This window comes from Streptococcus sp. S5, from assembly GCF_034134805.1.
GTDB lineage: Bacteria > Bacillota > Bacilli > Lactobacillales > Streptococcaceae > Streptococcus > Streptococcus lingualis.
The window spans coordinates 1514267-1537621 of record NZ_CP139419.1 but is presented as its reverse complement, the minus strand read 5'-3'; the positions used below and the strand labels follow the sequence as shown (position 1 = coordinate 1537621).

The following is a 23355-nucleotide window of genomic DNA, read 5'->3' as shown; positions in this document are numbered from 1 at the left end:
AACTCTCAACTTTTTTTAATCAAATTCATATTTTTGGAGAATCGTAGTGAGGATAAAGATTCCTGTAAAGATAGCCATCAATGCCAGATAAACTGGGAAAGTAGTGGCTGTAAGGAGGGAAATCTCGATCAAGTTTTTCAACACAACCGCAGATGCGTAGAATCCTACTACAGAGAAGAGGATGAGGAGGGCCCGCCAGATATTTAGTGGCAGGCAAGCACGGATAACGGATAGGAAACCGATGGATCCAAGTAAGTAGTAGGATACAGTAGACATATCGGCTGCAGACCAACCATGGCTTGCTCCCCAAAGGCGAATAAACAAGACACTAAAGACGACCATCAAGGCGCTTGGTAAGGCTAACAGAAGGGAACGTCTCAAGAAGTGTTTTTCAACCGGTTTGATATTGCGTTCAAAGGTCAACACAAATGGTGGGAATCCTTCGACGAATTGGTCGATCAGGGTGATTTGAATAGGAATGAAAGGGAAAATCAGCAAATAGTTGACGTTAAAGAAGAGAGCACTGGCAATACAGATGATAGCCAAGAGGAAGGAATAGATCGTTTTGATAAAGAAGATTGGAGCGATTCGTCCAATGTTATTCACCACACGACGGCCTTCAAAAAGAATTTCTGGAACGTCATTAAAGTCAGAGTTCAAAAGAACAATATTGGCAATTTGACGGGTTGCTGGATCTCCTTCAGCCATTACGATGGAGCAGTCTGCTTCGCGAAGAGCAAGGATATCATTGACCCCATCTCCTGTCATAGCAGTCGTCCGACCAGCTGCTTTCAAGGTTTGGATGAGCAGTTTTTTCTGGTGAGGAGACACGCGCCCAAAGATAGCTGTTTCTTCTGCTTGATCCACTAATTGATCATCAGAAATTTTTGAACAATCGATGTAGTTCTCATAATTTTTGAAGCCAGCTTGTTGAGCGATATAAGAGACCGTCACAGGGTTGTCACCGGAGATGATTTTGAGATCCACTCCTTGAGAGCGCAAATACTCAAGAGTATCTGAAGCCCCTTCACGAATGGGGTCTGTAATCTCAATAACCGCAATCCCTTCAAGATTTTCAGGCAGTTTCAATTCCTGCATGCTGATCAGTTCTGAACTGTGAGCCAAGACGAGCACGCGCGATCCACGAGCTTGTGCTTCTACGACAGCAGCGGGATTTTCTTTAAGGAGCATTTCAGGAGCACCGAGAAAGACAGTTCCAAGGTTGGATAGGTGCATGGCTCCCCATTTCCGATCACTTGAGAAAGGAATAATGTTTTCTGCAGTATAAGCATGCTCTAACTCCCCATAAGCCTTGCGAATAGCTTGAGCAGTAGGATTGGTATCCTCGCTATATTGCATGTAAGCAGAGAGGATGACCTGGATTGTCTGTTCAGAAAAATGATCAGATAAGCTATGGAGAGCTTCGACTGTCATCTTCCCTTGAGTGATGGTACCGGTCTTATCAAGACATAAGGTATCCACACGCGCCAGGGTTTCTACTGAGTACATTTCTTGGACAAGAACCTTGCGCATACCGAGCTTAATAACCGCTGTCAAAAGAGATGTAACTGTCAGTAAAGCGATTCCCTTTGGCAACATTCCCAAGAGAGCTGTTGAAGAATTCACGACAGAATCTTTGATCGGCAGCATCTTGATCAACAGTGCTTCAAAGAAGAGGGCAAGGCCAAATGGGATGATAATTTTACCAGTGAAGCTAGAAATTTTCGCTAAGTTATAAAGAATACGCGAATTGATAGGCTTCAAGGTTTTGGCTTCCATCATCAGTTTGTTGGCATAGTTGTTTGCTCCAACTCGCTTGACACGGGCATAGACTTGACCACTGGCAATATAACTACCAGAAAGCAGTTCATCGCCAACTTCTTTTAAGACCAGATCACTCTCACCAGTCAGCATAGCCTCATTGGCTTCAGCGATACCAGACATGACTTCGGCATCACTAGGGATCTGCTCACCCGAAGACAAGAGCATTAAATCACCTAGAACAAGCTTTTCTGGTGGAATCGCATCTTTTTCACCGTCTCGAATGACAGTCACTAGCTCACGACTCATGAGATTGAGTTTATCAATCATCCGCTTGGCGCGCATCTCGGTCATGATCCCTGTAATGGCATTGAAGCAAATGACTGCGAAAAAGATCATATTGCTCCAGGCCTGTACAGCAGCCAAGGCCACGGCAATCACAAAGTTTAAGGTATTAAACAAGGTGAAGACGTTGCGCTTGATAATTTGCCAGGTGCTGGTACTTGTATTCGTTGTAAAATCATTGGTTTGTCCGCGATCCATTTTCTTGCGGACTTCACTGAGGGACAAGCCCTTTAAATCAATAGTTTCCATAGACAATATGATATCATTTTTTTGAGAAAAAGACTATCTAGAATCGGTCCGCTGAGACAATTTTTATCTAAAAAAGGTTTGCGGTCAAAATCAGGATACGGTATAATAAGAAAGAACCTTTTACAGGATGAAATATCTTGTAGAGAGACGAATGAAATGGATTTGAGGAACAACTATGTTTTATACCTATTTACGTGGCCTTGTTGCCTTTATTCTGTGGGTTTTAAATGGGAATGCCCATTACCATCATAAGGACAATATTCCAGATCGGGAAGAGAACTACATCTTGGTATCCCCTCACCGGACTTGGTGGGATCCGGTCTATATGGCCTTTGCAACCAAGCCAAAGCAGTTTATCTTTATGGCGAAAAAAGAGCTCTTCACCAATCGTATTTTTGGCTGGTGGATTCGCATGTGTGGGGCATTTCCGATCGACCGTGAAAATCCAGGAGCAGAAGCCATTAAGTATCCTGTCAATATGCTGAAAAAGAGCAACCGTTCCTTGATTATGTTCCCAAGTGGAAGCCGTCATTCTCAAGACGTCAAAGGCGGTGTTGCCATCATTGCCAAAATGGCGAAGGTCCGTATCATGCCAGTGACTTATACTGGCCCAAGAGACTTAAAAGGTTTGGCAACGGGTGAACGCATTGATATGAACTTTGGACATCCCATTGATATTTCGGATATTAAAAAGATGAATGACGAAGGAGTGGCAGAAGTTGCCCGCCGTATCCAGGAGGAGTTTGACCGCTTGGATGCGGAAGCACAAGCGATCAACACCCCAACAAAACCTTTTATCTTGATTCGTTTGTTAAAAATCCTTTTGATTCCTCTTGTCTTAGTCGTGGGAATCTTGACCTTGCTCTTTAGTTACCTAGCCAGTTTTGTATGGGATCCAGACAAACATCGGAAAAACAAGTAAAAAAACTGAGAGTTTTTCTCAGTTTTTTTTTATTTTTACGAATAATAAAAGTGAGAGGAGGTTTCTTATGGAGGATATCATCGAAAAAATCAAAGAATATAAGCTCTTTTTAGCTCTTACTGCTATCGGACTCTTACTTGGAGGGTATTTTCTTTTTCATCGACCTCAGTCAAGTGCATCCACCATACCGGATCTTTATCAGTCTTCTAGTTCAACTTCGAGCAAAGAAAAGGTGCAGACTAATAGTTCCAAAGAAGAAAAGACGGCGACTTCTGTGTCTGATGCACCCGAGATCATTACGGTCGATGTCAAAGGAGCCGTCAAACAACCAGGGGTCTATGAGTTGCGCTCCAATAGCAGAGTCCACGATGCTATTTATAAGGCGGGTGGGATGACAGCAGATGCCAATAGCCAATCGGTCAACTTGGCGCAAAAACTCTCCGATGAAGCAGTGATCTATGTTGCTAAAGAAGGAGAGGATGTTCCAGTACTTGGAAGTTCAGAAAGTCCTGCAACTTCGTCAGCGCCAGCAGAAAAAACAGGCAAAGTCCATTTAAATCGAGCGACCGAGTCAGATCTCCAGACAGTATCAGGCATTGGCCAGAAACGTGCCCAGGACATTATCGCCTATCGCGAAGCAAATGGTCCTTTTCGATCAGTGGATGATCTGAAGAATGTTTCAGGAATCGGAGAGAAAACACTGGAGAAACTAAGAGATGCTTTCACGGTGGATTAAAGACCTTCCATTTTCTCTTGTCCATCTCGCCTTTTTGCTCCTATGGCTGTATTTTAGTATCTATCAACCATCTTGGCTTTCGATCAGCGGTCTAGTAGTAGTGGGAGTTTTAGCGGTTCATCACTATAAAGGGGATCGCTCAAGTTTGCTAGGGCTTGGTTTAGTAACCCTTTGTTTCGCGGCCTTCTTTGTCTTTCAGCGACTACAGGATCATCCAGTACAAGTGGAAAGTCAGCCCCCACCCCACTTACGCCTGATTCCAGATACGATCAAGATCAATGGGGATGCCCTGTCTTTTCGTGCTAAAAATCAGGGTAGGACCTATCAAGTCTTCTACACTTTAAAATCAGAAAAAGAAAAACAGCAGTGGCAAAGTCAAACTCATTTGTTGGAGTTGACATATAAAGGTGTTATAGAGGAACCAGAAGGACAGCGAAATTTTAGAGGATTTGACTACCGGGCTTATTTGCAAACACAGGGGATTCACTATCAAATAAAAATTGAAGCGATCCAATCCGCGCTTCCTATACAGACTTGGAATGTTTTTGACTGGCTGTCTCAATGGAGGCGACAAGCCATTGTTTGGAGTAAAGAGCACTTTCCGCAGCCAATGAACCAGTATATGACCGGCCTTCTTTTTGGCTATTTAGATAAGGATTTTGAAGAGATGGACCAGCTTTACACGAGTTTAGGAATCATCCATTTATTCGCCTTATCTGGGATGCAGGTCGGCTTTTTCATCAATGGGATCCGGAAAGCTCTCTTACGTCTAGGAATCTTGCAAGAAACAGTTGATATCTGGATGCTTCCAATTTCTTTGGTCTATGCTGGCTTGACAGGTTTTTCAGTTTCAGTGGTTCGCAGTCTCTTGCAGAAGATTCTCTCTCAAAAGGGCATCCGAGGGATGGAGAATATGGCGATGACCTTGATGCTCTTAATGTTTCTCATGCCCAAGTTTCTCCTGACAGCTGGAGGGGTTTTGAGTTGTGCCTACGCCTTTATTTTGACCTTGGTAGATACCAGTTCTTATTCCGGACTGAAAAAGCTACTAGTGGAAAGTTTATGGATTAGCCTGGGGATTTTGCCCCTTTTGACCTATTACTTTAGTGTCTTTCAACCGTGGTCACTCCCTTTAACCTTCCTCTTTTCTTTCTTATTTGATCTTGTCCTTCTTCCAGGTTTAACGGTGCTATTTATCTTATCGATTCTAAAGCCCCTTACAATTTTTAACAGTTTCTTTCTTCTCATAGAGGAGTGTATTCGTTGGATTTCAAAGCTCACGTCGCTACCTTTGGTATTTGGTCAGCCGACGGGACCAGCTCTGATTGCTCTCTTCCTTCTTTTTGGGATCTTGTATGATCTTCGAAAGCAAAAAAAACGTCGTTTTCTGTTAATCGGTATGATTCTACTCATCTTTTGTTGGACCAAGCACCCTTTAGAAAATGAGATTACCATGGTGGATATCGGTCAAGGAGACAGTATCTTTTTACGCGATTGGAAAGGAAGAACCCTATTGATTGATGTTGGAGGACGTGTCACTTTTAAAAGTGGAGACAAGTGGCAAGAGCGCAGTCAATCTGCCAATGCGGAACAAACCTTGATTCCCTATCTCAAGAGTCGAGGTGTTGGAAAACTCGATGCTTTGGTCTTGACTCATACAGACCAGGACCATATGGGCGATATGGTGGAGGTTGCCAAACAAATCCCGGTTAAAAAAGTGTATGTCAGTCCAGGTAGTCTAACTAATTCTCAATTTCGAGAGAAATTGAAACAGCTTCATAGTCCGATTAAAGTAGTCCAGAGAGGAGATCAACTACCTATTTTTGATGATCATTTAGAAGTCTTATCCCCTGATGAAGTGGGGGAAGGTAAAAATGATGATTCGATTGTCCTCTATGGGCAGTTCTATCAGAAACGATTTTTGTTCACAGGTGATCTGGAAGAAGCCGGAGAGAAGAAACTATTGAAAAACGATCCACAATTACAAGTAGATGTCTTGAAAGTAGGCCACCACGGTTCTAAAGGTTCCTCTAGTGATGTGTTTTTAGATCAGTTACATCCTCAGTTGGCCTTGATCTCTGTTGGAAAGAAAAATCGCTACCAGCATCCTCACAAAGAATTGCTCGATCGTCTAGAGGAACGCTCTATTTCTTATTTTCGTACCGATGAAAGGGGAGCGATTCGCTTGATTGGATGGAACCATTGGAGGGTAGAAACGGTCCGCTAGAGACGAGGAGAGGTTTGCTTTCTATGCTGAAAATTGCTATTATAGAAAGTGAAATCAATGTAAAGGTAGAATCGTATGAACGCATTTAAGCAATTTTGGATACAGTATGCAGATTTTTCAAGTAAGACCAGTCGGGCGCATTTTTGGCTAGCTTTTTTCTGGAATTCCCTGATTTCTTTGCCTCTTTGGGTTTTTTACATCGTGACCTCTTTATCCCATCAAAATGCTCAAGAAACGCTCAATTTTTCAACTGTTCATTCTAAGACAGGTTTATGGGCGCTCGCGTTCTTAGCATTCTTTTACTTCCTCATTTTAGTACCCAGTCAAGCCATTTGTGTACGTCGCTTGCGGGATGCGGGAATCCATTGGTCTTGGATCTTTTTGAACCTTGGTCCGGTTCTGCTCTATTTGTTGACGGGACTAGATATTTTCCTATTTCTCTGGGTGATTACAGTTATTTCTCTCTTGATTCTCATGATGCTTCCAGGAAAAAACACCTTCCCACAACCAGTAGAGACTCCTATGGGAGTGGCTTCTGAACCACAGGTCACAGCGCCAGGTGGGAGCTTTGGCGGCAACTCGTTTGAGCAAATCCCTAATTTTGTAGCAGCACCTGATTTATCTGATGAAAAACCACCATTGGAACAAAGAATGGCTGCTGAACACGAAATCCACTAGACTGATAGAGATAAGAGAGTTTCATGCAAGCAATTACCGACACTAGACATCTGACGGTTCAAACTCTGCCTCCTATTCTTGTCTTGACGGGTGAGGATGTAGGTCAATTTGAATGGTTAAAAAAAGACATTTTAAAAAAAATAGGCTATGATCCCTCAGATTTGAATTATTCTTATTTTGATATGAAGGAAGCCTCCTATGCTGAGGTCGAGCTGGATTTGGTTAGTCTTCCTTTTTTTGCAGATGAAAAAATCGTGATTTTGGACCACTTATTGGATCTAACCACTGCCAAAAAACGCAATTTAACAGATGAAGATCTGAAGCAATTTGAAAACTATCTGGAAAATCCTTCTGAATCGACCCGTTTGGTGATATTTGCAGAAGGAAAATTAGATAGTAAGCGTCGCTTGGTCAAACTTCTAAAACGGGATGCCCAGATCATTGAAGCAACAACACCTAAAGAGCAAGATTTAAAGCGTTATTTTTCTAGTCAGGCCCAAGAATTGGGCTTACACTTTGTGGGCGATTCCTTGGACCAGCTACTCTTAAAATCTGGCTATGATTTTGGAGAGTTACAGAAGAATCTCGCTCTATTGCGGGCTTATAAAGAAGATGGTCAGATTACCCTCGAAGATATCGAGGAGGTTGTTCCAAAGTCCTTGCAAGATAATATTTTTGATCTGACACAGATGATTCTCAAACGCCAAATCGATCAAGCTAGGAATTTGGTGAAAGATCTTCGCTTACAAGGAGAAGATGAAATAAAATTGATCGCTATTTTGTTGGGGCAATTCCGAATGTTTTCTCAAGTTAAAATTTTCTCAGAAGAAGGCCAATCCGAAAGCCAAATTGTAGCGAGCTTGTCGGAGTTGTCAGGACGCAAGGTCAATCCTTACCAGGTGAAGTTTGCCTTACGGGATAGCCGCAGGCTTTCCCTGTCTTTTTTGAAGCAGGCTATGACGACCTTCATCGAGACTGATTATGCGATTAAAAGTGGAACATATGAAAAAGACTACTTATTTGATTTGGCCCTGTTGAAAGTAGCTAATAGCATATAACGATGAATGAAATCGCAAGCAGATTAGTTGAATAATTTAGCTGTTTGCGTTATCATCAAGTCAGTAATAAAGAAAAGAGGACCATAAAATGGCTATCATTTTACCAGAATTACCATATGCTTATGATGCATTGGAACCTTATATCGATGAAGAAACCATGCATTTGCACCATGATAAACACCATCAAACATATGTAAACAATGTGAATGCAGCTCTTGAAAAACATCCTGAAATTGGAGAAGACCTTGAAAGCTTGTTAGCTGATGTTGAATCCATTCCAGCTGATATTCGCCAAGCTGTGATCAACAATGGTGGTGGTCATTTGAACCACGCTCTTTTCTGGGAATTGATGACTCCAGAACAAACAGCTCCTTCAGCAGAACTTGCTGCAGCGATTGATGCTACATTTGGTTCATTTGAAGACTTCAAAGCAGCCTTCACAGCAGCAGCAACGACACGTTTTGGTTCTGGCTGGGCATGGTTGGTTGTCAACAAAGAAGGCAAACTCGAAGTCACTTCAACAGCAAACCAAGATACACCAATCTCTGAAGGTAAAACACCAATCCTTGGTTTGGATGTTTGGGAACATGCCTACTACGTGAAATACCGTAACGTACGCCCTGACTACATCAAAGCTTTCTTCTCAGTGATCAACTGGAATAAAGTTAATGACTTGTTTGCAGCAGCAAAATAATAAAATGAAGGAATCTATAAGAGCTAGTATTGGCTCTTATAGATTTTTTTATGTGCATCCGGAAAATCGGAGTATAATTTCTTGCGTTTGGTCAGGAAAATGATACACTAGTAGGAGTGTGTCTTACTTGTCTGAAGCCTGGTTTGAAGGGCCTAGGCAAGGTAAAGATAAACCTTAAAATGAAAACTGAAACATTCAGGGAGAAATGAAATGACTAGTATTACCATTACTAAAGGAGCTGTTGAGACGCCTATCTATTTGCGGATGTTGAATCGTCATGGCTTGATTGCAGGTGCAACAGGAACAGGAAAAACGGTTACGCTCAAGGTCCTAACAGAAAAATTAAGCAAAGAAGGAATTCCGGTCTTTCTAGCCGATATCAAGGGAGATTTATCTGGCTTAGCCAAAGCAGGGCAATGGACACCAAAACTGGAAGAACGCTACAAGCTTCTTGGTCTCACAGATCCGTTTGAGCCACAAGCCTTCCCTGTTCGATTGTGGGATGTCTTTGGACAATCTGGTCATCCTGTTCGGGCGACTGTCGAAGGGATGGGATCATTGCTTCTTTCTCGTCTGCTTGATTTGAATGAAACCCAATCAGGAATTCTCGCAATTGTCTTTAAAGTGGCCCAAGAGAAAGATTGGCCCTTGATTGATTTGAAGGACCTGCAAAGCCTTTTAAAGGAAGTCTATGAACACAGCTCAGACTATTCGGCCCAATATGGCAATATCACCAAACAATCTGTCGGAGCGATCCAAAGAAGTCTTTTGGTTCTTGAAGAAGAAGGAGCAGATCAGTTTTTCGGAGAGCCCGCACTTGATTTAAATGACTTCATGCAAGTCGATGCATCAGGGCGTGGGTATATCAATATTCTTTCGGCTACAAAGCTCTTTCATTCACCAAAATTATACTCAACCTTTTTGATTTGGATGCTGTCTCGTCTCTTTGAAACACTTCCAGAGGTTGGGGATCCTGAAAAGCCAAAATTGGTCTTCTTCTTTGATGAAGCGCATCTCCTCTTTAAGGATGCAAGCAAGCTCTTTCTTGAGAAGGTCGAGCAAGTGGTACGCCTGATTCGTTCGAAGGGTGTAGGGATTTACTTTATTACCCAAAATCCTCAAGACCTTCCAGAATCTGTTTTGGCACAGCTTGGAAATCGTGTTCAGCATGCGCTTCGAGCTTATACACCCAAAGAAATGAAGGCAATTAAGGTTGCTGCCCAAAGTTTTCGTCCAAATCCAGATTTTGATACAGAAACAGTGATCACAGAGTTAGGGACAGGGGAAGCCTTGGTTTCTTTCCTGAATGAAAAGGGACAGCCTAGTGTGGTTGAGCGTGCTTACATTCTCTCTCCTCAATCGAGTTTTGACCTCTTAAATGAGAGTGAACAATTGGCCTTGATCACAACATCGCCTTTCCATCAAAAGTATGCGACGACGATTGATCGGGAATCTGCCTATGAAAAATTAGCAGCTAAAGCAAGCAAGGAAGCACAAGAAGAAGAGCAAAAAGAAGCAGAAAAAGAACGAGCTGCGGCGGAAAAAGCAGAGCAAAAACGCAGTCCAGGTCGCCCAAGAAAATCCAGTCTTGAAAAAGCCAAGGATTCCTTCTTGAGTTCCTTATTCCGGACGATTGCGCGTGAGATCGCTAAGCTAATTATGGGCTCCTTTAAACGAAAATAAGCCTTTTATGAAAAGAAAAAAACTTTTTAAAAAGAAACCGTTTTCTCTTTCTGATAATTCTTGTTATTTTCAGTAGAATCTTTTATAATTAATCTCGTATGAAAAAATATTTTAATCTACGCTCGATCATGATTGCGGTCAGTATTTTATTGTGCTTAGTGGGAACAAGCGCACTGGGCTACTTGCATCTTACGCAACCAACAGCATCAGCAATTGAAAAAAAAGCAAAGAAAACAAAAGAAGCAAAAGAACAAGATATCGAAAAGTCTACCCCTGAGACGAAAAAACCGCGTGTCAAATCTCCTGAAGCTAAGCAAGCAGTAGTAGATGCAGACATGGAAACGATGAGCGCTTATGGCCTTGTCTATGATTATGCTAATAAAGGTTTGGTAGAGGTTGTTCAGGATTTCCTAGCAGAAAGTGGAATTGATCCGTCACAAGTTGCCTTCACGTATCGCAATGCCATTACAGGAGAGCAATTTGCCATGAATGATCTTCAACCAATGACGGCAGGTAGTACCTATAAGCTACCCTTGAACATGTTGGTGGTGGATGAAGTCGCAAAGGGCAAACTGAATTTAACAGATCGGTTTGACATTACCAACACCTACTATGAATATGTAGGGGAGCATGACAATTACATTGCTGCCTTTGATGGAGCTATGTCTATCCCTGATATGCAGCGCTATTCATTGGTTTACTCTGAAAATACCCCAGCCTATGCTTTGGCCGATCGTTTAGGGGGGATGGAGCAAGCGCGTAAGCTATTCAGTCGCTATGGTCAATCTCGTTCACCAGAGGTTAAAACCTTTAGCGAAGATAATAAAACGACAACGGATTATTACATCCATGTCTTGGAATACCTTTGGAATCATCAAGAAAAATATGCAGATTTGCTGGAATTGATTGGAGAATCATTCCCAGGTGAGTACTATAAGAAATTCTTGCCAGATTTGGTGATTCAACAAAAACCAGGGTATGTTGCTGAAGCACTTAATGTGGATGCAATTGTCCATGAATCGACTCCTTATTTGGTTGCCATTTACACTGCAGGACTTGGAGGTACGACTCCAGAAAGTTCTGAAATTAGTGGCGTTGGTCTTTATCAATTGGGGCAATTAGCTTATGTTATCAATGAATGGCATCGTGTCAATATGAATGAATAATCAACAGAAGGTCTGAGGGTTGCTCAGACCTTTTCTTCTAACAAAGTATCATGAAAATGACTTGGTGTTTCGAATTACTTTTCTGTTCTAAAGAGACTTCTTTCCCTTTTCTATAAAAAGTATGTTATACTACTAATAGTAATAAGAGGAAGTATAGACATGATTACAAAGGAAGATTACCAGTTGCTCCGCTCGCATCCAGCCTTTTCTGCGCTACCAGTGGAGCTATTTGATAAATTAGCTGTTGAAATTCATGCCAGGGATATCCCTAAAGGACAAATTTTATTTTATGCAGGAGATAGGCGGGAGCGCATTTTTCTTCTGACAAAAGGCTTTGCTCGTATTGAGCAATTTGATTCGTCTGACCAATTCTCCTATATGGATTATATAAAGAAGGGGGCTTTGTTCCCTTATGGTGGGATGTTCCAGGATGAGCGTTACCACTATACAGCTAGTGCGGTGACGGATTTGCGTTGTTTCGTGATCCCCGTCAATCTTTATGAATTATATGCCCAAGAGAGTAAGGAGCAGCTGCTCTTTATTACGAGAAAGCTCTCTTCCATCCTAGAATTTCAAGAGTTGCGTTTGCGCAATGTCGTGACAGCTAGTGCTAGTGAGCGTGTGATTCAATCCTTAGCCATTCTGTGCAAGGACTATGAAAGCCTTGGAAATCAACTTCCATTTCCGATTAGTATGAAGGAAATGGCCAAATTAGCAGCCACAACCCGAGAAACTGTCAATCAAGTTTTAAAGAAACTCATCGATTCTCATAAGATCCAGTATGAGAGAAAACAACTAACTTTTCTGGATACAGCCTACTTTTTAAAGAGTTTTGAAGAGATCAACTAATTTGTTGATCTTTTTTTATTTTTTACAAAAAAATATATATTCATAAAAATAATATAAAAGACAAAATATGCAAAGAAAACGCTTCATATTAACTAAAAAATAGGAAAGATTCAAAAAAACGCCAAATTCTTTGCATTCAAAAAGTAGAATCCTTTGTGAAAGCGGTATCATTAAAGACTATAATAACAACTGTAATAAGCTTGTGAACAAGCTCAAAGAAAAAAGGAGGATGACAGATGTCAACTAAACCAATTCATGTTTTCTCAGAAATTGGAAAACTGAAAAAAGTAATGTTGCACCGTCCAGGTAAAGAGTTGGAAAACTTGATGCCTGACTATCTAGAGCGTCTTCTTTTTGATGATATTCCATTCTTGGAAGATGCACAAAAAGAACACGACAATTTTGCTCAAGCGCTTCGTAACGAAGGAATCGAAGTACTTTATCTTGAAAAATTGGCAGCTGAGTCATTGACTACTCCAGAAATTCGCGAACAATTCATCGAAGAATATCTTGATGAAGCAAACATTCGTGGACGCCAAACTAAAAACGCTATTCGCGAAATCCTTCGTGGTATTGAAGACAACCAAGAATTGGTTGAAAAAACAATGGCTGGTTTCCAAAAAGCTGAGCTTCCAGAAATTCCTGAAGCTGACAAAGGCTTGACAGACCTTGTCGAATCTGACTACCCATTTGCGATTGATCCAATGCCAAACTTGTACTTCACACGTGACCCATTTGCTACAATTGGGAATGCAGTATCATTGAACCACATGTATGCTGATACACGTAACCGTGAAACTTTGTATGGTAAATATATCTTCAAATATCACCCAGTATATGGTGGTAATGTAGAATTGGTATACAACCGTGAAGAAGACACTCGTATCGAAGGTGGGGACGAATTGGTCCTTTCTAAAGATGTCTTGGCAGTTGGTATCTCACAACGTACAGATGCTGCATCAATTGAAAAATTGTTGGTAAACATCTTCAAGAAGAACGTTGGCTTCAAGAAAGTATTGGCCTTCGAATTTGCGAACAACCGTAAATTCATGCACTTGGATACAGTATTCACAATGGTGGACTACGATAAATTTACCATCCACCCAGAAATCCAAGGAAACCTTCGCGTCTTCTCTGTAACATATGAAAATGAAGCATTGAAGATTGTTGAAGAAAAAGGTGATTTGGCTGAATTGCTTGCTGAAAACCTTGGTGTTGAAAAAGTTACATTGATCCCTTGTGGTGATGGCAATGTGGTTGCAGCTGCTCGTGAACAATGGAACGACGGATCAAATACTCTTACAATCGCACCTGGTGTGGTAGTTGTATACGATCGTAACACAGTCACAAACAAGAAATTAGAAGAATACGGACTTCGTTTGATTAAGATCCGCGGAAGTGAATTAGTTCGCGGTCGTGGTGGACCTCGTTGTATGTCAATGCCATTCGAACGTGAAGAAATCTAATAGAGAAGACCGAGAGCTGGTCTTTGGGGATCAGCTCTTTCTTCTTACTGATCAATACTAGAAAGAAAATAGGAGACAATTAGAAATGACAGATTCAGTATTCCAAGGACGTAGCTTCTTGGCAGAAAAAGACTTTACACGTGCAGAGTTAGAATACCTTATCGGACTTTCAGCTCACTTGAAAGACCTTAAAAAACGCAACATTGAACACCACTATCTTGCTGGTAAAAACATTGCGCTTTTGTTTGAAAAAACTTCAACTCGTACTCGTGCTGCCTTCACAACAGCAGCTATCGACCTTGGTGCTCACCCAGAATACCTAGGTGCAAACGACATCCAACTTGGTAAAAAAGAATCTACAGAAGATACTGCTAAAGTTCTTGGACGTATGTTTGACGGTATTGAATTCCGTGGTTTCAGCCAACGTATGGTTGAAGAATTGGCTGAATTCTCAGGTGTTCCAGTTTGGAATGGTTTGACTGACGAATGGCACCCAACTCAAATGCTTGCAGACTACTTGACAGTTCAAGAAAACTTTGGACGTTTGGAAGGTTTGACACTTGTATACTGTGGTGATGGACGTAACAACGTTGCGAACAGCCTTCTTGTAACAGGTGCTATCCTTGGTGTGAACGTACACATCTTCTCACCAAAAGAACTCTTCCCAGAAAAAGAAATCGTTGAATTGGCAGAAGGATTTGCAAAAGAAAGTGGCGCTCATATCTTGATCACTGAAGATGCTGACGAAGCAGTGAAAGGTGCAGACGTACTTTACACTGACGTTTGGGTATCAATGGGTGAAGAAGACAAATTTGCAGAACGTGTTGCCCTTTTGAAACCTTACCAAGTAAACATGGATTTGATTAAGAAAGCTGATAACGAAGACTTGATCTTCTTGCACTGCTTACCAGCCTTCCACGATACAAATACTGTTTACGGTAAAGATGTTGCTGAAAAATTCGGCGTAGAAGAAATGGAAGTTACTGACGAAGTGTTCCGCAGCAAATATGCTCGTCACTTTGACCAAGCTGAAAACCGTATGCACACCATCAAAGCGGTTATGGCAGCTACTCTTGGTAACTTGTACATTCCAAAAGTTTAAGACTTTATAACCGTATACCAACAGCTATAGGGGCTGGACTGCTAGCTTTAGTCCTGCCCCTATTTTTTATAGAAAGGGATAACTTATGTCAAGAAAAATCGTCGTTGCTTTGGGAGGAAATGCTATTCTCTCATCTGATCCTTCTGCTCAAGCTCAACAAGAAGCACTTGTAGAAACAGCAAAACACTTAGTCAAATTAATCAAAAATGGGGATGACTTGATCATCACTCACGGAAATGGTCCTCAAGTAGGGAACCTTTTGCTCCAACACTTGGCAGCAAACTCTGAAAAAAACCCTGCTTTCCCACTTGATTCATTAGTTGCTATGACCGAAGGAAGTATTGGCTACTGGCTTCAAAATGCTCTTCAAAATGCTCTTCATGAAGAAGGAATCGAAAAAGATGTGGCTTCTGTTGTGACACAAGTCATTGTTGATAAGAACGACCCAGCTTTTGTCAACCTCAGCAAACCAATCGGTCCATTCTACTCAGAAGAAGAAGCAAAAGCAGAAGCTGAAAAATCAGGAGCAACTTTCAAAGAAGATGCTGGTCGTGGCTGGCGTAAAGTCGTGGCTTCACCAAAACCAGTGGATATCAAAGAAATCAATACCATCCGTACTTTGTTGAACGACGGTCAAGTCGTTGTGGCAGCCGGTGGTGGTGGTATCCCAGTTGTGAAAGAAGCAGATGGTAGCTTATCTGGTGTTGAAGCGGTTATCGATAAAGACTTTGCATCTCAACGTTTGGCTGAATTAGTAGAAGCAGACCTCTTCATCGTCTTGACTGGTGTCGATTATGTCTTTGTGAACTACAACAAACCAGACCAAGCAAAATTGGAACATGTTAATGTGGCTCAATTGGAAGAATACATCAAACAAGACCAATTTGCACCAGGAAGCATGCTTCCTAAAGTGGAAGCTGCCATTGCCTTCGTCAATGGTCGCCCAGAAGGAAAAGCAGTTATTACATCACTTGAAAACCTTGGAGCTTTGATTGAGTCTGAAAGTGGAACAATCATCCAAAAAGACTAATGAAAAATTAGGAAAAAACTAGTATTTTAAAGCTTATTGTGATAGAATAAATCTATAGGTAAGCGTTTTACAAGAGACTCTTGTAAAACATCACTCACACTTTGTTGCGTTAGGAGGAAGACAAATGAGTGAAAAAACGAAAAAAGGATTTAAGATGCCTTCATCTTTTTCCGTATTGTTAATTATCATTGCTATTATGGCAGTGTTAACTTGGATTATTCCAGCTGGTCAATACAAGGTTGACGATGCAGGTGCTATCATTGCAGGTAGTTATGAATCTGTAAAAGCACATCCTCAAGGGATTTGGGATGTCTTGATGGCCCCAATCAATGCCATGCTTGGTAAAGCACCAACTAGTGCAGCGATTGACGTAGCCTTCTTCATCTTAATGGTCGGTGGTTTCCTTGGTGTTGTGAACGAAACAGGTACCCTTGATGTAGGGATTGCTTCTATCGTTCGTAAATACAAAGGCCGCGAAAAAATGTTGATTTTGATCTTGATGCCATTGTTTGCCCTTGGTGGTACAACTTATGGTATGGGTGAAGAAACCATGGCCTTCTATCCACTTCTTGTACCTGTTATGATGTCCGTTGGTTTTGACAGCTTGACAGGGGTAGCCATTATCCTTTTAGGATCACAAATCGGATGTTTGGCGTCAACATTGAACCCATTTGCGACAGTTATCGCATCTGATACTGCAGGTATCTCAAGTGCTTCAGGTCTCTTACTTCGTGTGATCTTCTGGATCGTATTGACAGGACTTAGCACATACTATGTATACCGTTATGCAGATAAGGTTCAAAAAGACCCAACCAAATCTCTCACCTATGCAACTCGTGAAGAAGATTTGAAACACTTCAATGTTGATAGTGGCGAAGAAATTCCTTCACAAATGAACAAGAAACAAAAACGTGTCTTGGTCGTCTTCATCTCAACATTCGTTATCATGGTTGCTGGATTTATCCCATTCAAAGATTTGGGTATTACATTCTTTAACAACTTTAACGAATCTCTCCATAAAATTCCAGTACTTGGTCAATTGATCGGTAACACAGATGCTCTTGGTACATGGTACTTCCCACAAACAGCTATGCTCTTTGCCTTCATGGGAATCCTCGTTGGTATCATTTATGGCTTGAAAGAAGATAAAATCATTTCATCTTTCATGAATGGTGCAGCTGACCTCTTGAGTGTTGCTCTTATCGTAGCGGTAGCACGTGGTATCCAAGTCATCATGAACGACGGTATGATCACTGCGACAATTCTTCACTGGGGTGAAGAAGGACTTAAAGGTCTTTCATCTCAATTGTTCATTGTCTTGACTTACATTTTCTACTTGCCAATGTCATTCTTGATCCCATCATCATCTGGTCTTGCCAGTGCAACAATGGGTATCATGGCACCTCTTGGTAAATTCGTCAATGTACCAGGTAGCTTGATTGTCACAGCTTACCAATCTGCATCTGGTGTCTTGAACTTGATCGCACCAACTTCAGGTATCGTAATGGGAGCTCTTGCTCTTGGACGTGTTGACTTGAGTGCATGGTGGAAATTCATGGGTAAATTGGTCGTAGCGATTGTTGTGATCACCATTGCCCTTCTTCTACTAGGAACTGTGGTTCCATTCTTGCAATAGAATAAAGTAGGTGTTTCATGAAAAATAGAATAAAGAACGATGTAAAAGAGCAGTTTTTAAACTCGCTTCAAACCATCATTTCTTACCCTTCTGTATTAAATGAAGGGGAAAATGGAACACCGTTTGGACAAGCTATCCAAGATGTCCTAGAAAAAACCTTAGAGCTTGCTCGAGAATTAGGTTTTCAAACATATATAGATCCTGAAGGATACTATGGATATGCAGAGATCGGTCAGGGGGAAGAACTCCTGGCCGTTCTTTGTCACTTGGATGTTGTTCCAGCCGGTGATTTACAAGATTGGCAAACGCCACCTTTTGAAGCGACTATTGTCGGTGATTATCTAGTAGGTCGTGGTGTGCAGGATGATAAGGGACCGTCTCTTGCTGCCCTCTATGCAGTCAAGAGTTTACTGGATGATGGCATCCAGTTTACCAAACGAATCCGCTTTATTTTTGGGACGGATGAAGAAACCTTGTGGCGCTGTATGAACCGCTACAACCAAATCGAAGAGCAAGCAGATCTTGGATTTGCACCGGATTCCTCTTTCCCATTAACCTATGCTGAAAAAGGCTTATTACAAGTGAAATTGCATGGTCCAGGTTGGGATGATATTCCCTTACAGGCTGGTCAGGCCCTCAATGTTGTTCCAGACAAGGCGACCTATGCTGGTCATCGTTTGGAAGAGTTGCTTCCTGTTTTGGATCAAAGTGGGGTTCAGTATAGCCAAACAGAAGATTCTGTAACGGTTTTGGGTGTTTCCAAGCACTCTAAAGATGCAGCTGAAGGAGTGAATGCTATTGTCGGTTTAGCGGAAAGTTTATCCCTCATCCAACCCCATCCAGCTTTGCTATTTATCGCAGATGCAGTTGGTGAGGATGCAACTGGTGAGGCTCTATTTGGCCCTATTTCAGATGAACCAAGTGGCGATCTTTCCTTTAATCTTGCGACCCTTGTGATCGATCAAGAACAATCGGAAATCGGGATTGATATCCGGATCCCCGTCTTAGCAGATAAGGATGCCTTGGTAGCTCGTTTGCAAGAAATTGCAGCTAGCTATCAGTTGGAATATGAAGAGTTTGATTATCTGGCTCCTTTATATGTTCCTTTGGATAGTCCTTTAGTCAGCTCTTTGATGGCCGTCTATCAGGAAGAAACTGGTGATAAGACACCAGCTATGTCTTCTGGTGGTGCGACATTTGCGCGGACCATGGAAAATTGTGTCGCTTTTGGGGCTCTTTTCCCAGGTGCAGAACAGACCGAGCACCAAGCCAATGAACGTGCAAAAATTGAAGATCTCTACGCAGCGATGGAAATCTATCGAGAAGCCATTCAACGCTTAGCTACAACGTAAAAAATTTGGAAACCAAGTTTCTAAACTTTCAGATTGAAGACAAACTTATACTAAAAACTTTCCTTAGGTGAGTACGGACGTCAGCGAACTTCTACGAAGTTCCAAGACTAATTATTGAGCCTAAGGTCTCAATAATTCCGAGTGCCTGAAACAATTTTGTTTCAGGCACTTTTCTCTCAGCGGAAAGTTTCAGTGTTTTCTTCATTCATTCAAAAAACTAGAACACATTTTAATTTTTTTGCAGAATCGCTCACCTTATTTTAAGATAGTTTATCTACATTTTAAAAAGTTTGGAAACTCGGTTTCCAAACTTTTTATTTACTAAAGAAGAAGGGTGGGGTGAATTCTTTTAATTTTTCAAAACAATCCAAAGCTCCTTGGTTGTCTTCGCAGATAACCAAACAGACATCGTCTCCACAGATGGTGGCTACAATTTCTTGGAGTTCCAGTGCATCTAAGATTGCTCCAAAGGATTGGGCCAGACCTGGAAGAGTTTTTACAACGACCTGGTTTTGAACGGGCCGCAACATGACTAAGGCATCTTCCATATACATCCGCAGGCGCTTTTCCCAACGGGAAGGAGCGATGGTGTTCATGGCATAGTAGGAACTATCCCCCTCGTTAATTTTTACTAGATTCAAGGATTTGACATCCCGTGAAAGGGTGGACTGGGTAACGAGAACACCATTGGCTTCTAAGGCTTCCTGGAGTTCTTGTTGGGTATGAATCCTACGCTCAGAAATGATCGAGCGGATCAAGCGATGGCGGCTTTCAATTTTATTCATGAGAGACTCCTTTACTTGATGAACATAGCATCCCCAAAGCTGAAGAAGCGGTAGCGTTCTTGAATCGCATGGTGGTAGGCTTCGAGGGTTAATTCGCGGCCAGCAAAGGCAGAAACCAACATGACCAGAGTTGATTTTGGAAGGTGGAAGTTGGTTGAAAAGGCGTCGACGACTTTCCATTCATAACCTGGTTTGATAAAGATATTGGTCCAACCTGAATCGGCTTGGATGTCTCCATCAAATTTATTGCCAATTGTTTCAAGGGTTCGAATAGAAGTCGTTCCAACAGCTACGATGCGTTTTCCTGCAGCTTTTACCTGACGAAGGGTAGCAGCAGCCTCTTCAGAAAGTTGGTAAAATTCAGAGTGCATCTCATGGTCTTCAAGATTGTCCACGGATACTGGACGGAAGGTTCCCAGGCCCACATGAAGGGTCAAATAGACCAGGTGAACCCCTTTTGCTTCAATCTTTTGGAGCAATTCTTTGGTGAAATGAAGACCTGCCGTTGGAGCTGCTGCAGAACCATTTTCTTTGGCGTAAACGGTTTGGTAGCGCTCGCGGTCAGCAAGTTTTTCGTGAATATAGGGAGGAAGTGGCATTTCACCAAGGCTTTCTAGAACTTCTAAAAAGATCCCTTGGTAGTGGAAGCGAACGATACGGCCTCCGTGCTCTAATTCTTCCTCAACGGTTGCGGTCAAACGACCATCTCCGAAGCTGACTGTGGCCCCTACCTTTAAGCGTTTTGCAGGTTTTGCCAAGACTTCCCAACAGTCATCTTGCGTATTTTTAAGGAGAAGGAATTCGACGTGACCACCTGTTTCTGGTTTGACTCCATGAAGGCGGGCTGGTAGAACGCGCGTATTGTTCATGACAAGAGCATCTCCTGGCTCCAATTCATCCAAAATTGCATCAAAATGACGGTCTTGGAATTGCCCTGTTTTTCGATCGAGGATCAAGAGTTTAGAGGCATCTCGTTTTAAAAGAGGGGTTTGAGCAATCAGTTCTTCAGGCAAATCAAAGTCAAAGTCGTTAGTATTCATTTGCGCTCCTTTTATAATAAATTTGTGAGTAGATAGATGGTAGTCCCGACAGCTAAGAGCATCAGGCTGATTCCCATCAAAAAGATCAGGACCTTGAGAATCTTTCTTTGATGAATCAAGAAAGATAAGAGAAAGACAAGGAGTCCGATCAAAAAAATGATGAATAATAGTGATACAATCATACCTTTCATTATATCACGAATCGACTTGAAAAAGAAAAAAATGCCAGAAAAAGATAGCGGTTTCACTTGACAAAAATTGGTCTATACCATATAATAAAAGCATAGAGAAATAGGAGGTCTATCCAATGAAAATTATTGAAGTAAAGGACCAAATTGAGGGTGGAAAAGTTGCCTTTGATATATTGAAAGAAACTTTAAAGGAAGGTGCTCAAACCTTAGGTCTTGCGACTGGAAGCAGTCCCCTTGAGTTTTATAAACAAATTCGTGAAAGTGATTTGGATCTGTCTAATCTAATCAGTGTGAACTTAGATGAATACGTAGGGTTGACGGGAGATGATCCTCAATCTTATCGGTATTTCATGGAGAAAAACCTCTTTGATGCCAAACCATTCAAAGAAAGTTATCTCCCATCAGGTGTAGAAGAATCTGCCGATCAAGAAGTGATCCGTTATAACAAAATACTCGAAGACCATCCAGTGGATCTTCAAATCTTGGGAATCGGACGCAATGGGCATATCGGTTTTAATGAGCCAGGGACATCCTTTGATAGTCAGACCCACTTAGTTCAGTTGGATGCCTCTACCATTGAGGCCAATTCTCGTTTCTTTGATAAGATCGAAGATGTACCAACCCAAGCCATTTCGATGGGGATTGCCAATATCTTAGCTGCGAAATCAATTGTCTTGTTTGCTTATGGGGAATCAAAAGCCCAAGCAATCAAAGGTACAGTAGAGGGTGAAAGGACAGAAAAAGTGCCAGCTAGTGCCCTTCAAGGACATCCAAATGTGACCATTATTGCGGATAAGGAAGCCTTGAGCTTGTTAAGTCGATAAAAAACAGGACCTATCGCCGATTTATTCGGGCCAGATAGGTTTTTTTCTGCTTCAAAATATGGTACAATACAAGTAATTATCTGCTGGGATTAGCTCTTTTCATCTACTGGGAGACAAGAGGAAAGGGCATGAGGGCTAGAAGCTTATTTTAGCCTCCAGCTGATTAGTCTGTTATAAAGGAAAAGTTTATGATAAAAAAATATTTGATCCATATTTGCCTCCTTCTGAGTCTCTTATGCCAGCCAATTCTAGCGAGTGCGGATGAATTGGTGGATATGGCGCAAAAGATGTATCCAAATGACAATGTCCAAGCCATTAACCGTCCACATTCTTCGCTTATTATTGACGGCAATACCGGAAATGTTCTTTGGAAAGACAATATCGATGAAGTCAGAGATCCTGCCAGCATGAGTAAGCTCATGACGCTCTATCTCTTGTTTGAAGATATGGCAAATGGCAAGATCAGTAAGGATACAGTGATCAAGGCGACCGCTTCAGACCAAGCGATCGGAAAGATCTATGAGATCTCCAACAATAATATTGTTGCTGGGGTAGACTACACAATTCCTGAGTTGATTACCATGACAGTGGTTCCATCCTCAAATGTATCGACCCTCATGTTGGCCAATCTCATGTCCAACAATGATCCAGATGCCTTTATCGAGCGCATGAATGCCAAGGCTAAGGAATTAGGGATGACCAATACGGTCTGGAATAATCCGAGTGGGGCGGCCATCTCCACCTTGCAGGGCTACTATCAGGTCAACAATTATCCAAATGATGCGGCCAACCAGACAACTGCGCGTGATTTAGGGATTCTGGTTTATCATTTTATCAATCAATACCCAGATATTTTAAACTATACCAATCAAGCACAAGTCACGGTCAAAAAAGGGACTCCATATGAGGAAACCTTTGATACCTACAATTATTCATTGCCAGGAGCCAAGTATGCCTTGAAAGGTGTGGATGGTTTGAAAACTGGTTCAAGCCCTCGTGGAGCTTTCAACTATATCGCGACCATCAAACGGGGCAATCAGCGCTTAATTGCTGTCATTATGGGCGTAGGAGATTGGGCAGACCAAGATGGGGAATATTACCGTCACCCGTTTGGCAATGCCTTGATCGAAAAAGCCTATAAAGATTTTGGCTATAAAAAATTGCTAGATGCAGGTGTCCAGAAGATTGACGGCAAGACCTATACACTTGAAAAACCCTTCTATGCAACGGTCAAAAAAGGTGCTAAAGAACCGACCCTTGCGGTAAAAGATGGCTATCTGACAGTAGATAATGATCTCTACACGTTGTCTGAAGGTATCCGAGATGATATGAAGGTAGAAGAAGGGGCCAAGCCAGAGCTTGTCAAAGAAACAGCAAGTGGGAAAAAGACAACGGCTAAGCACAGTAAATGGCTTTCGCTGGATCACTTCCTGATCTTGATTCCAATTCTCATTCTTGTCATCATTCTCTCGATTGAAAAACAAAGTCGTGAGAGACGCAAAAAAGAGGCTCAAAAGCGCTATAATAAAGAGTAAAATAAAACCTAACTGATTGTCAGTTG

Annotated in this window: 19 protein-coding genes; 16 read left to right on the top strand and 3 right to left on the bottom strand. The window is 41.8% G+C overall.

Going from position 1 to position 23355, the window contains the following annotated elements:
• Window positions 1-15: 15 nt before the first annotated feature.
• The gene (locus SM123_RS07340) at window positions 16-2355 is read right to left on the bottom strand and encodes a cation-translocating P-type ATPase (RefSeq protein ID WP_320909343.1); all 2340 of its coding nucleotides are present in this window, start codon (window positions 2353-2355) and stop codon (window positions 16-18) included.
• Between the two features lie 175 nt (window positions 2356-2530).
• Between SM123_RS07340 and SM123_RS07335 the strand changes: the two genes are divergently transcribed.
• The 14 genes from SM123_RS07335 to SM123_RS07270 all read left to right on the top strand — a co-directional run bounded on the left by SM123_RS07335 (window position 2531) and on the right by SM123_RS07270 (window position 18954).
• Window positions 2531-3277 carry a lysophospholipid acyltransferase family protein gene (locus SM123_RS07335; protein WP_003006324.1) on the top strand — a complete coding sequence of 249 codons (747 nt, stop codon included), beginning with the start codon at window positions 2531-2533 and terminating at the stop codon, window positions 3275-3277.
• A 67-nt stretch (window positions 3278-3344) separates the two neighbouring features.
• Entirely contained in the window at window positions 3345-4013 is a 669-nt protein-coding gene (locus SM123_RS07330) for a helix-hairpin-helix domain-containing protein (RefSeq protein WP_320909342.1), read from the top strand.
• Window positions 3994-6240, top strand: coding sequence for a DNA internalization-related competence protein ComEC/Rec2 (locus SM123_RS07325; protein WP_320909341.1), 2247 nt, complete (start codon window positions 3994-3996; stop codon window positions 6238-6240). The genes SM123_RS07330 and SM123_RS07325 overlap by 20 nt, the downstream gene beginning before the upstream one ends.
• A gap of 75 nt (window positions 6241-6315) precedes the next feature.
• A complete protein-coding gene (locus SM123_RS07320) occupies window positions 6316-6918 on the top strand; it encodes a DUF805 domain-containing protein (RefSeq protein WP_223325348.1) in 603 nt (200 codons plus the stop codon).
• 23 nt (window positions 6919-6941) lie between these two features.
• Window positions 6942-7976, top strand: a complete 1035-nt coding sequence (holA, locus tag SM123_RS07315) for a DNA polymerase III subunit delta (protein WP_320909340.1) — start codon at window positions 6942-6944, stop codon at window positions 7974-7976.
• Window positions 7977-8064: 88 nt separating this feature from the next.
• Window positions 8065-8670 carry a superoxide dismutase SodA gene (gene sodA, locus SM123_RS07310; RefSeq protein WP_195529528.1) on the top strand — a complete coding sequence of 202 codons (606 nt, stop codon included), beginning with the start codon at window positions 8065-8067 and terminating at the stop codon, window positions 8668-8670.
• Window positions 8671-8880: 210 nt separating this feature from the next.
• The gene (locus tag SM123_RS07305) at window positions 8881-10353 is read left to right on the top strand and encodes a helicase HerA-like domain-containing protein (RefSeq protein ID WP_320909339.1); all 1473 of its coding nucleotides are present in this window, start codon (window positions 8881-8883) and stop codon (window positions 10351-10353) included.
• 98 nt (window positions 10354-10451) lie between these two features.
• Window positions 10452-11519, top strand: coding sequence for a serine hydrolase (locus tag SM123_RS07300; RefSeq protein WP_320909338.1), 1068 nt, complete (start codon window positions 10452-10454; stop codon window positions 11517-11519).
• A 159-nt stretch (window positions 11520-11678) separates the two neighbouring features.
• The gene (locus SM123_RS07295) at window positions 11679-12368 is read left to right on the top strand and encodes a Crp/Fnr family transcriptional regulator (protein WP_320909337.1); all 690 of its coding nucleotides are present in this window, start codon (window positions 11679-11681) and stop codon (window positions 12366-12368) included.
• A 236-nt stretch (window positions 12369-12604) separates the two neighbouring features.
• On the top strand, window positions 12605-13834 hold the full coding sequence (arcA, locus tag SM123_RS07290; protein ID WP_003002445.1) for an arginine deiminase: 1230 nt from the start codon (window positions 12605-12607) through the stop codon (window positions 13832-13834).
• Window positions 13835-13919: 85 nt separating this feature from the next.
• Window positions 13920-14936: an ornithine carbamoyltransferase gene (argF, locus tag SM123_RS07285; RefSeq protein ID WP_021152877.1), complete on the top strand. Its 1017-nt coding sequence runs from the start codon at window positions 13920-13922 to the stop codon at window positions 14934-14936.
• 85 nt (window positions 14937-15021) lie between these two features.
• Window positions 15022-15966, top strand: coding sequence for a carbamate kinase (gene arcC / locus SM123_RS07280; RefSeq protein WP_024055214.1), 945 nt, complete (start codon window positions 15022-15024; stop codon window positions 15964-15966).
• Between the two features lie 124 nt (window positions 15967-16090).
• Complete coding sequence (locus SM123_RS07275) at window positions 16091-17602, top strand: YfcC family protein (RefSeq protein WP_049486413.1); 1512 nt, start codon at window positions 16091-16093, stop codon at window positions 17600-17602.
• A 17-nt stretch (window positions 17603-17619) separates the two neighbouring features.
• Entirely contained in the window at window positions 17620-18954 is a 1335-nt protein-coding gene (locus SM123_RS07270) for a dipeptidase (protein ID WP_254732632.1), read from the top strand.
• A gap of 314 nt (window positions 18955-19268) precedes the next feature.
• On the opposite strand, the gene SM123_RS07265 is transcribed toward SM123_RS07270, so the two are convergent.
• Window positions 19269-19739, bottom strand: a complete 471-nt coding sequence (locus SM123_RS07265) for an arginine repressor (RefSeq protein ID WP_003006364.1) — start codon at window positions 19737-19739, stop codon at window positions 19269-19271.
• A gap of 11 nt (window positions 19740-19750) precedes the next feature.
• Window positions 19751-20779 carry a tRNA preQ1(34) S-adenosylmethionine ribosyltransferase-isomerase QueA gene (gene queA, locus SM123_RS07260; RefSeq protein WP_320909336.1) on the bottom strand — a complete coding sequence of 343 codons (1029 nt, stop codon included), beginning with the start codon at window positions 20777-20779 and terminating at the stop codon, window positions 19751-19753.
• A 307-nt stretch (window positions 20780-21086) separates the two neighbouring features.
• On the opposite strand from queA, the gene SM123_RS07255 reads away from it, so the two are divergent.
• Both SM123_RS07255 and SM123_RS07250 read left to right on the top strand, forming a co-directional pair.
• Window positions 21087-21794, top strand: a complete 708-nt coding sequence (locus tag SM123_RS07255) for a glucosamine-6-phosphate deaminase (RefSeq protein WP_003006372.1) — start codon at window positions 21087-21089, stop codon at window positions 21792-21794.
• Between the two features lie 188 nt (window positions 21795-21982).
• Window positions 21983-23329, top strand: coding sequence for a DUF1958 domain-containing protein (locus tag SM123_RS07250; protein ID WP_049490513.1), 1347 nt, complete (start codon window positions 21983-21985; stop codon window positions 23327-23329).
• Window positions 23330-23355: the final 26 nt, after the last annotated feature.

Bases quoted from the DNA above. Each gene is read 5' to 3' on its own strand.
- queA (WP_320909336.1), bottom strand. From the start codon at position 20,779: ATGAATACTAACGACTTTGACTTTGATTTGCCTGAAGAACTGATTGCT.
- SM123_RS07265 (WP_003006364.1), bottom strand. From the start codon at position 19,739: ATGAATAAAATTGAAAGCCGCCATCGCTTGATCCGCTCGATCATTTCT.
- SM123_RS07320 (WP_223325348.1), top strand. From the start codon at position 6,316: ATGAACGCATTTAAGCAATTTTGGATACAGTATGCAGATTTTTCAAGT.
- SM123_RS07335 (WP_003006324.1), top strand. From the start codon at position 2,531: ATGTTTTATACCTATTTACGTGGCCTTGTTGCCTTTATTCTGTGGGTT.
- holA (WP_320909340.1), top strand. From the start codon at position 6,942: ATGCAAGCAATTACCGACACTAGACATCTGACGGTTCAAACTCTGCCT.
- SM123_RS07295 (WP_320909337.1), top strand. From the start codon at position 11,679: ATGATTACAAAGGAAGATTACCAGTTGCTCCGCTCGCATCCAGCCTTT.
- arcC (WP_024055214.1), top strand. From the start codon at position 15,022: ATGTCAAGAAAAATCGTCGTTGCTTTGGGAGGAAATGCTATTCTCTCA.
- SM123_RS07325 (WP_320909341.1), top strand. From the start codon at position 3,994: ATGCTTTCACGGTGGATTAAAGACCTTCCATTTTCTCTTGTCCATCTC.
- SM123_RS07255 (WP_003006372.1), top strand. From the start codon at position 21,087: ATGAAAATTATTGAAGTAAAGGACCAAATTGAGGGTGGAAAAGTTGCC.
- SM123_RS07305 (WP_320909339.1), top strand. From the start codon at position 8,881: ATGACTAGTATTACCATTACTAAAGGAGCTGTTGAGACGCCTATCTAT.
- sodA (WP_195529528.1), top strand. From the start codon at position 8,065: ATGGCTATCATTTTACCAGAATTACCATATGCTTATGATGCATTGGAA.
- SM123_RS07250 (WP_049490513.1), top strand. From the start codon at position 21,983: ATGATAAAAAAATATTTGATCCATATTTGCCTCCTTCTGAGTCTCTTA.
- SM123_RS07340 (WP_320909343.1), bottom strand. From the start codon at position 2,355: ATGGAAACTATTGATTTAAAGGGCTTGTCCCTCAGTGAAGTCCGCAAG.
- argF (WP_021152877.1), top strand. From the start codon at position 13,920: ATGACAGATTCAGTATTCCAAGGACGTAGCTTCTTGGCAGAAAAAGAC.
- SM123_RS07270 (WP_254732632.1), top strand. From the start codon at position 17,620: ATGAAAAATAGAATAAAGAACGATGTAAAAGAGCAGTTTTTAAACTCG.
- SM123_RS07275 (WP_049486413.1), top strand. From the start codon at position 16,091: ATGAGTGAAAAAACGAAAAAAGGATTTAAGATGCCTTCATCTTTTTCC.
- SM123_RS07300 (WP_320909338.1), top strand. From the start codon at position 10,452: ATGAAAAAATATTTTAATCTACGCTCGATCATGATTGCGGTCAGTATT.
- SM123_RS07330 (WP_320909342.1), top strand. From the start codon at position 3,345: ATGGAGGATATCATCGAAAAAATCAAAGAATATAAGCTCTTTTTAGCT.
- arcA (WP_003002445.1), top strand. From the start codon at position 12,605: ATGTCAACTAAACCAATTCATGTTTTCTCAGAAATTGGAAAACTGAAA.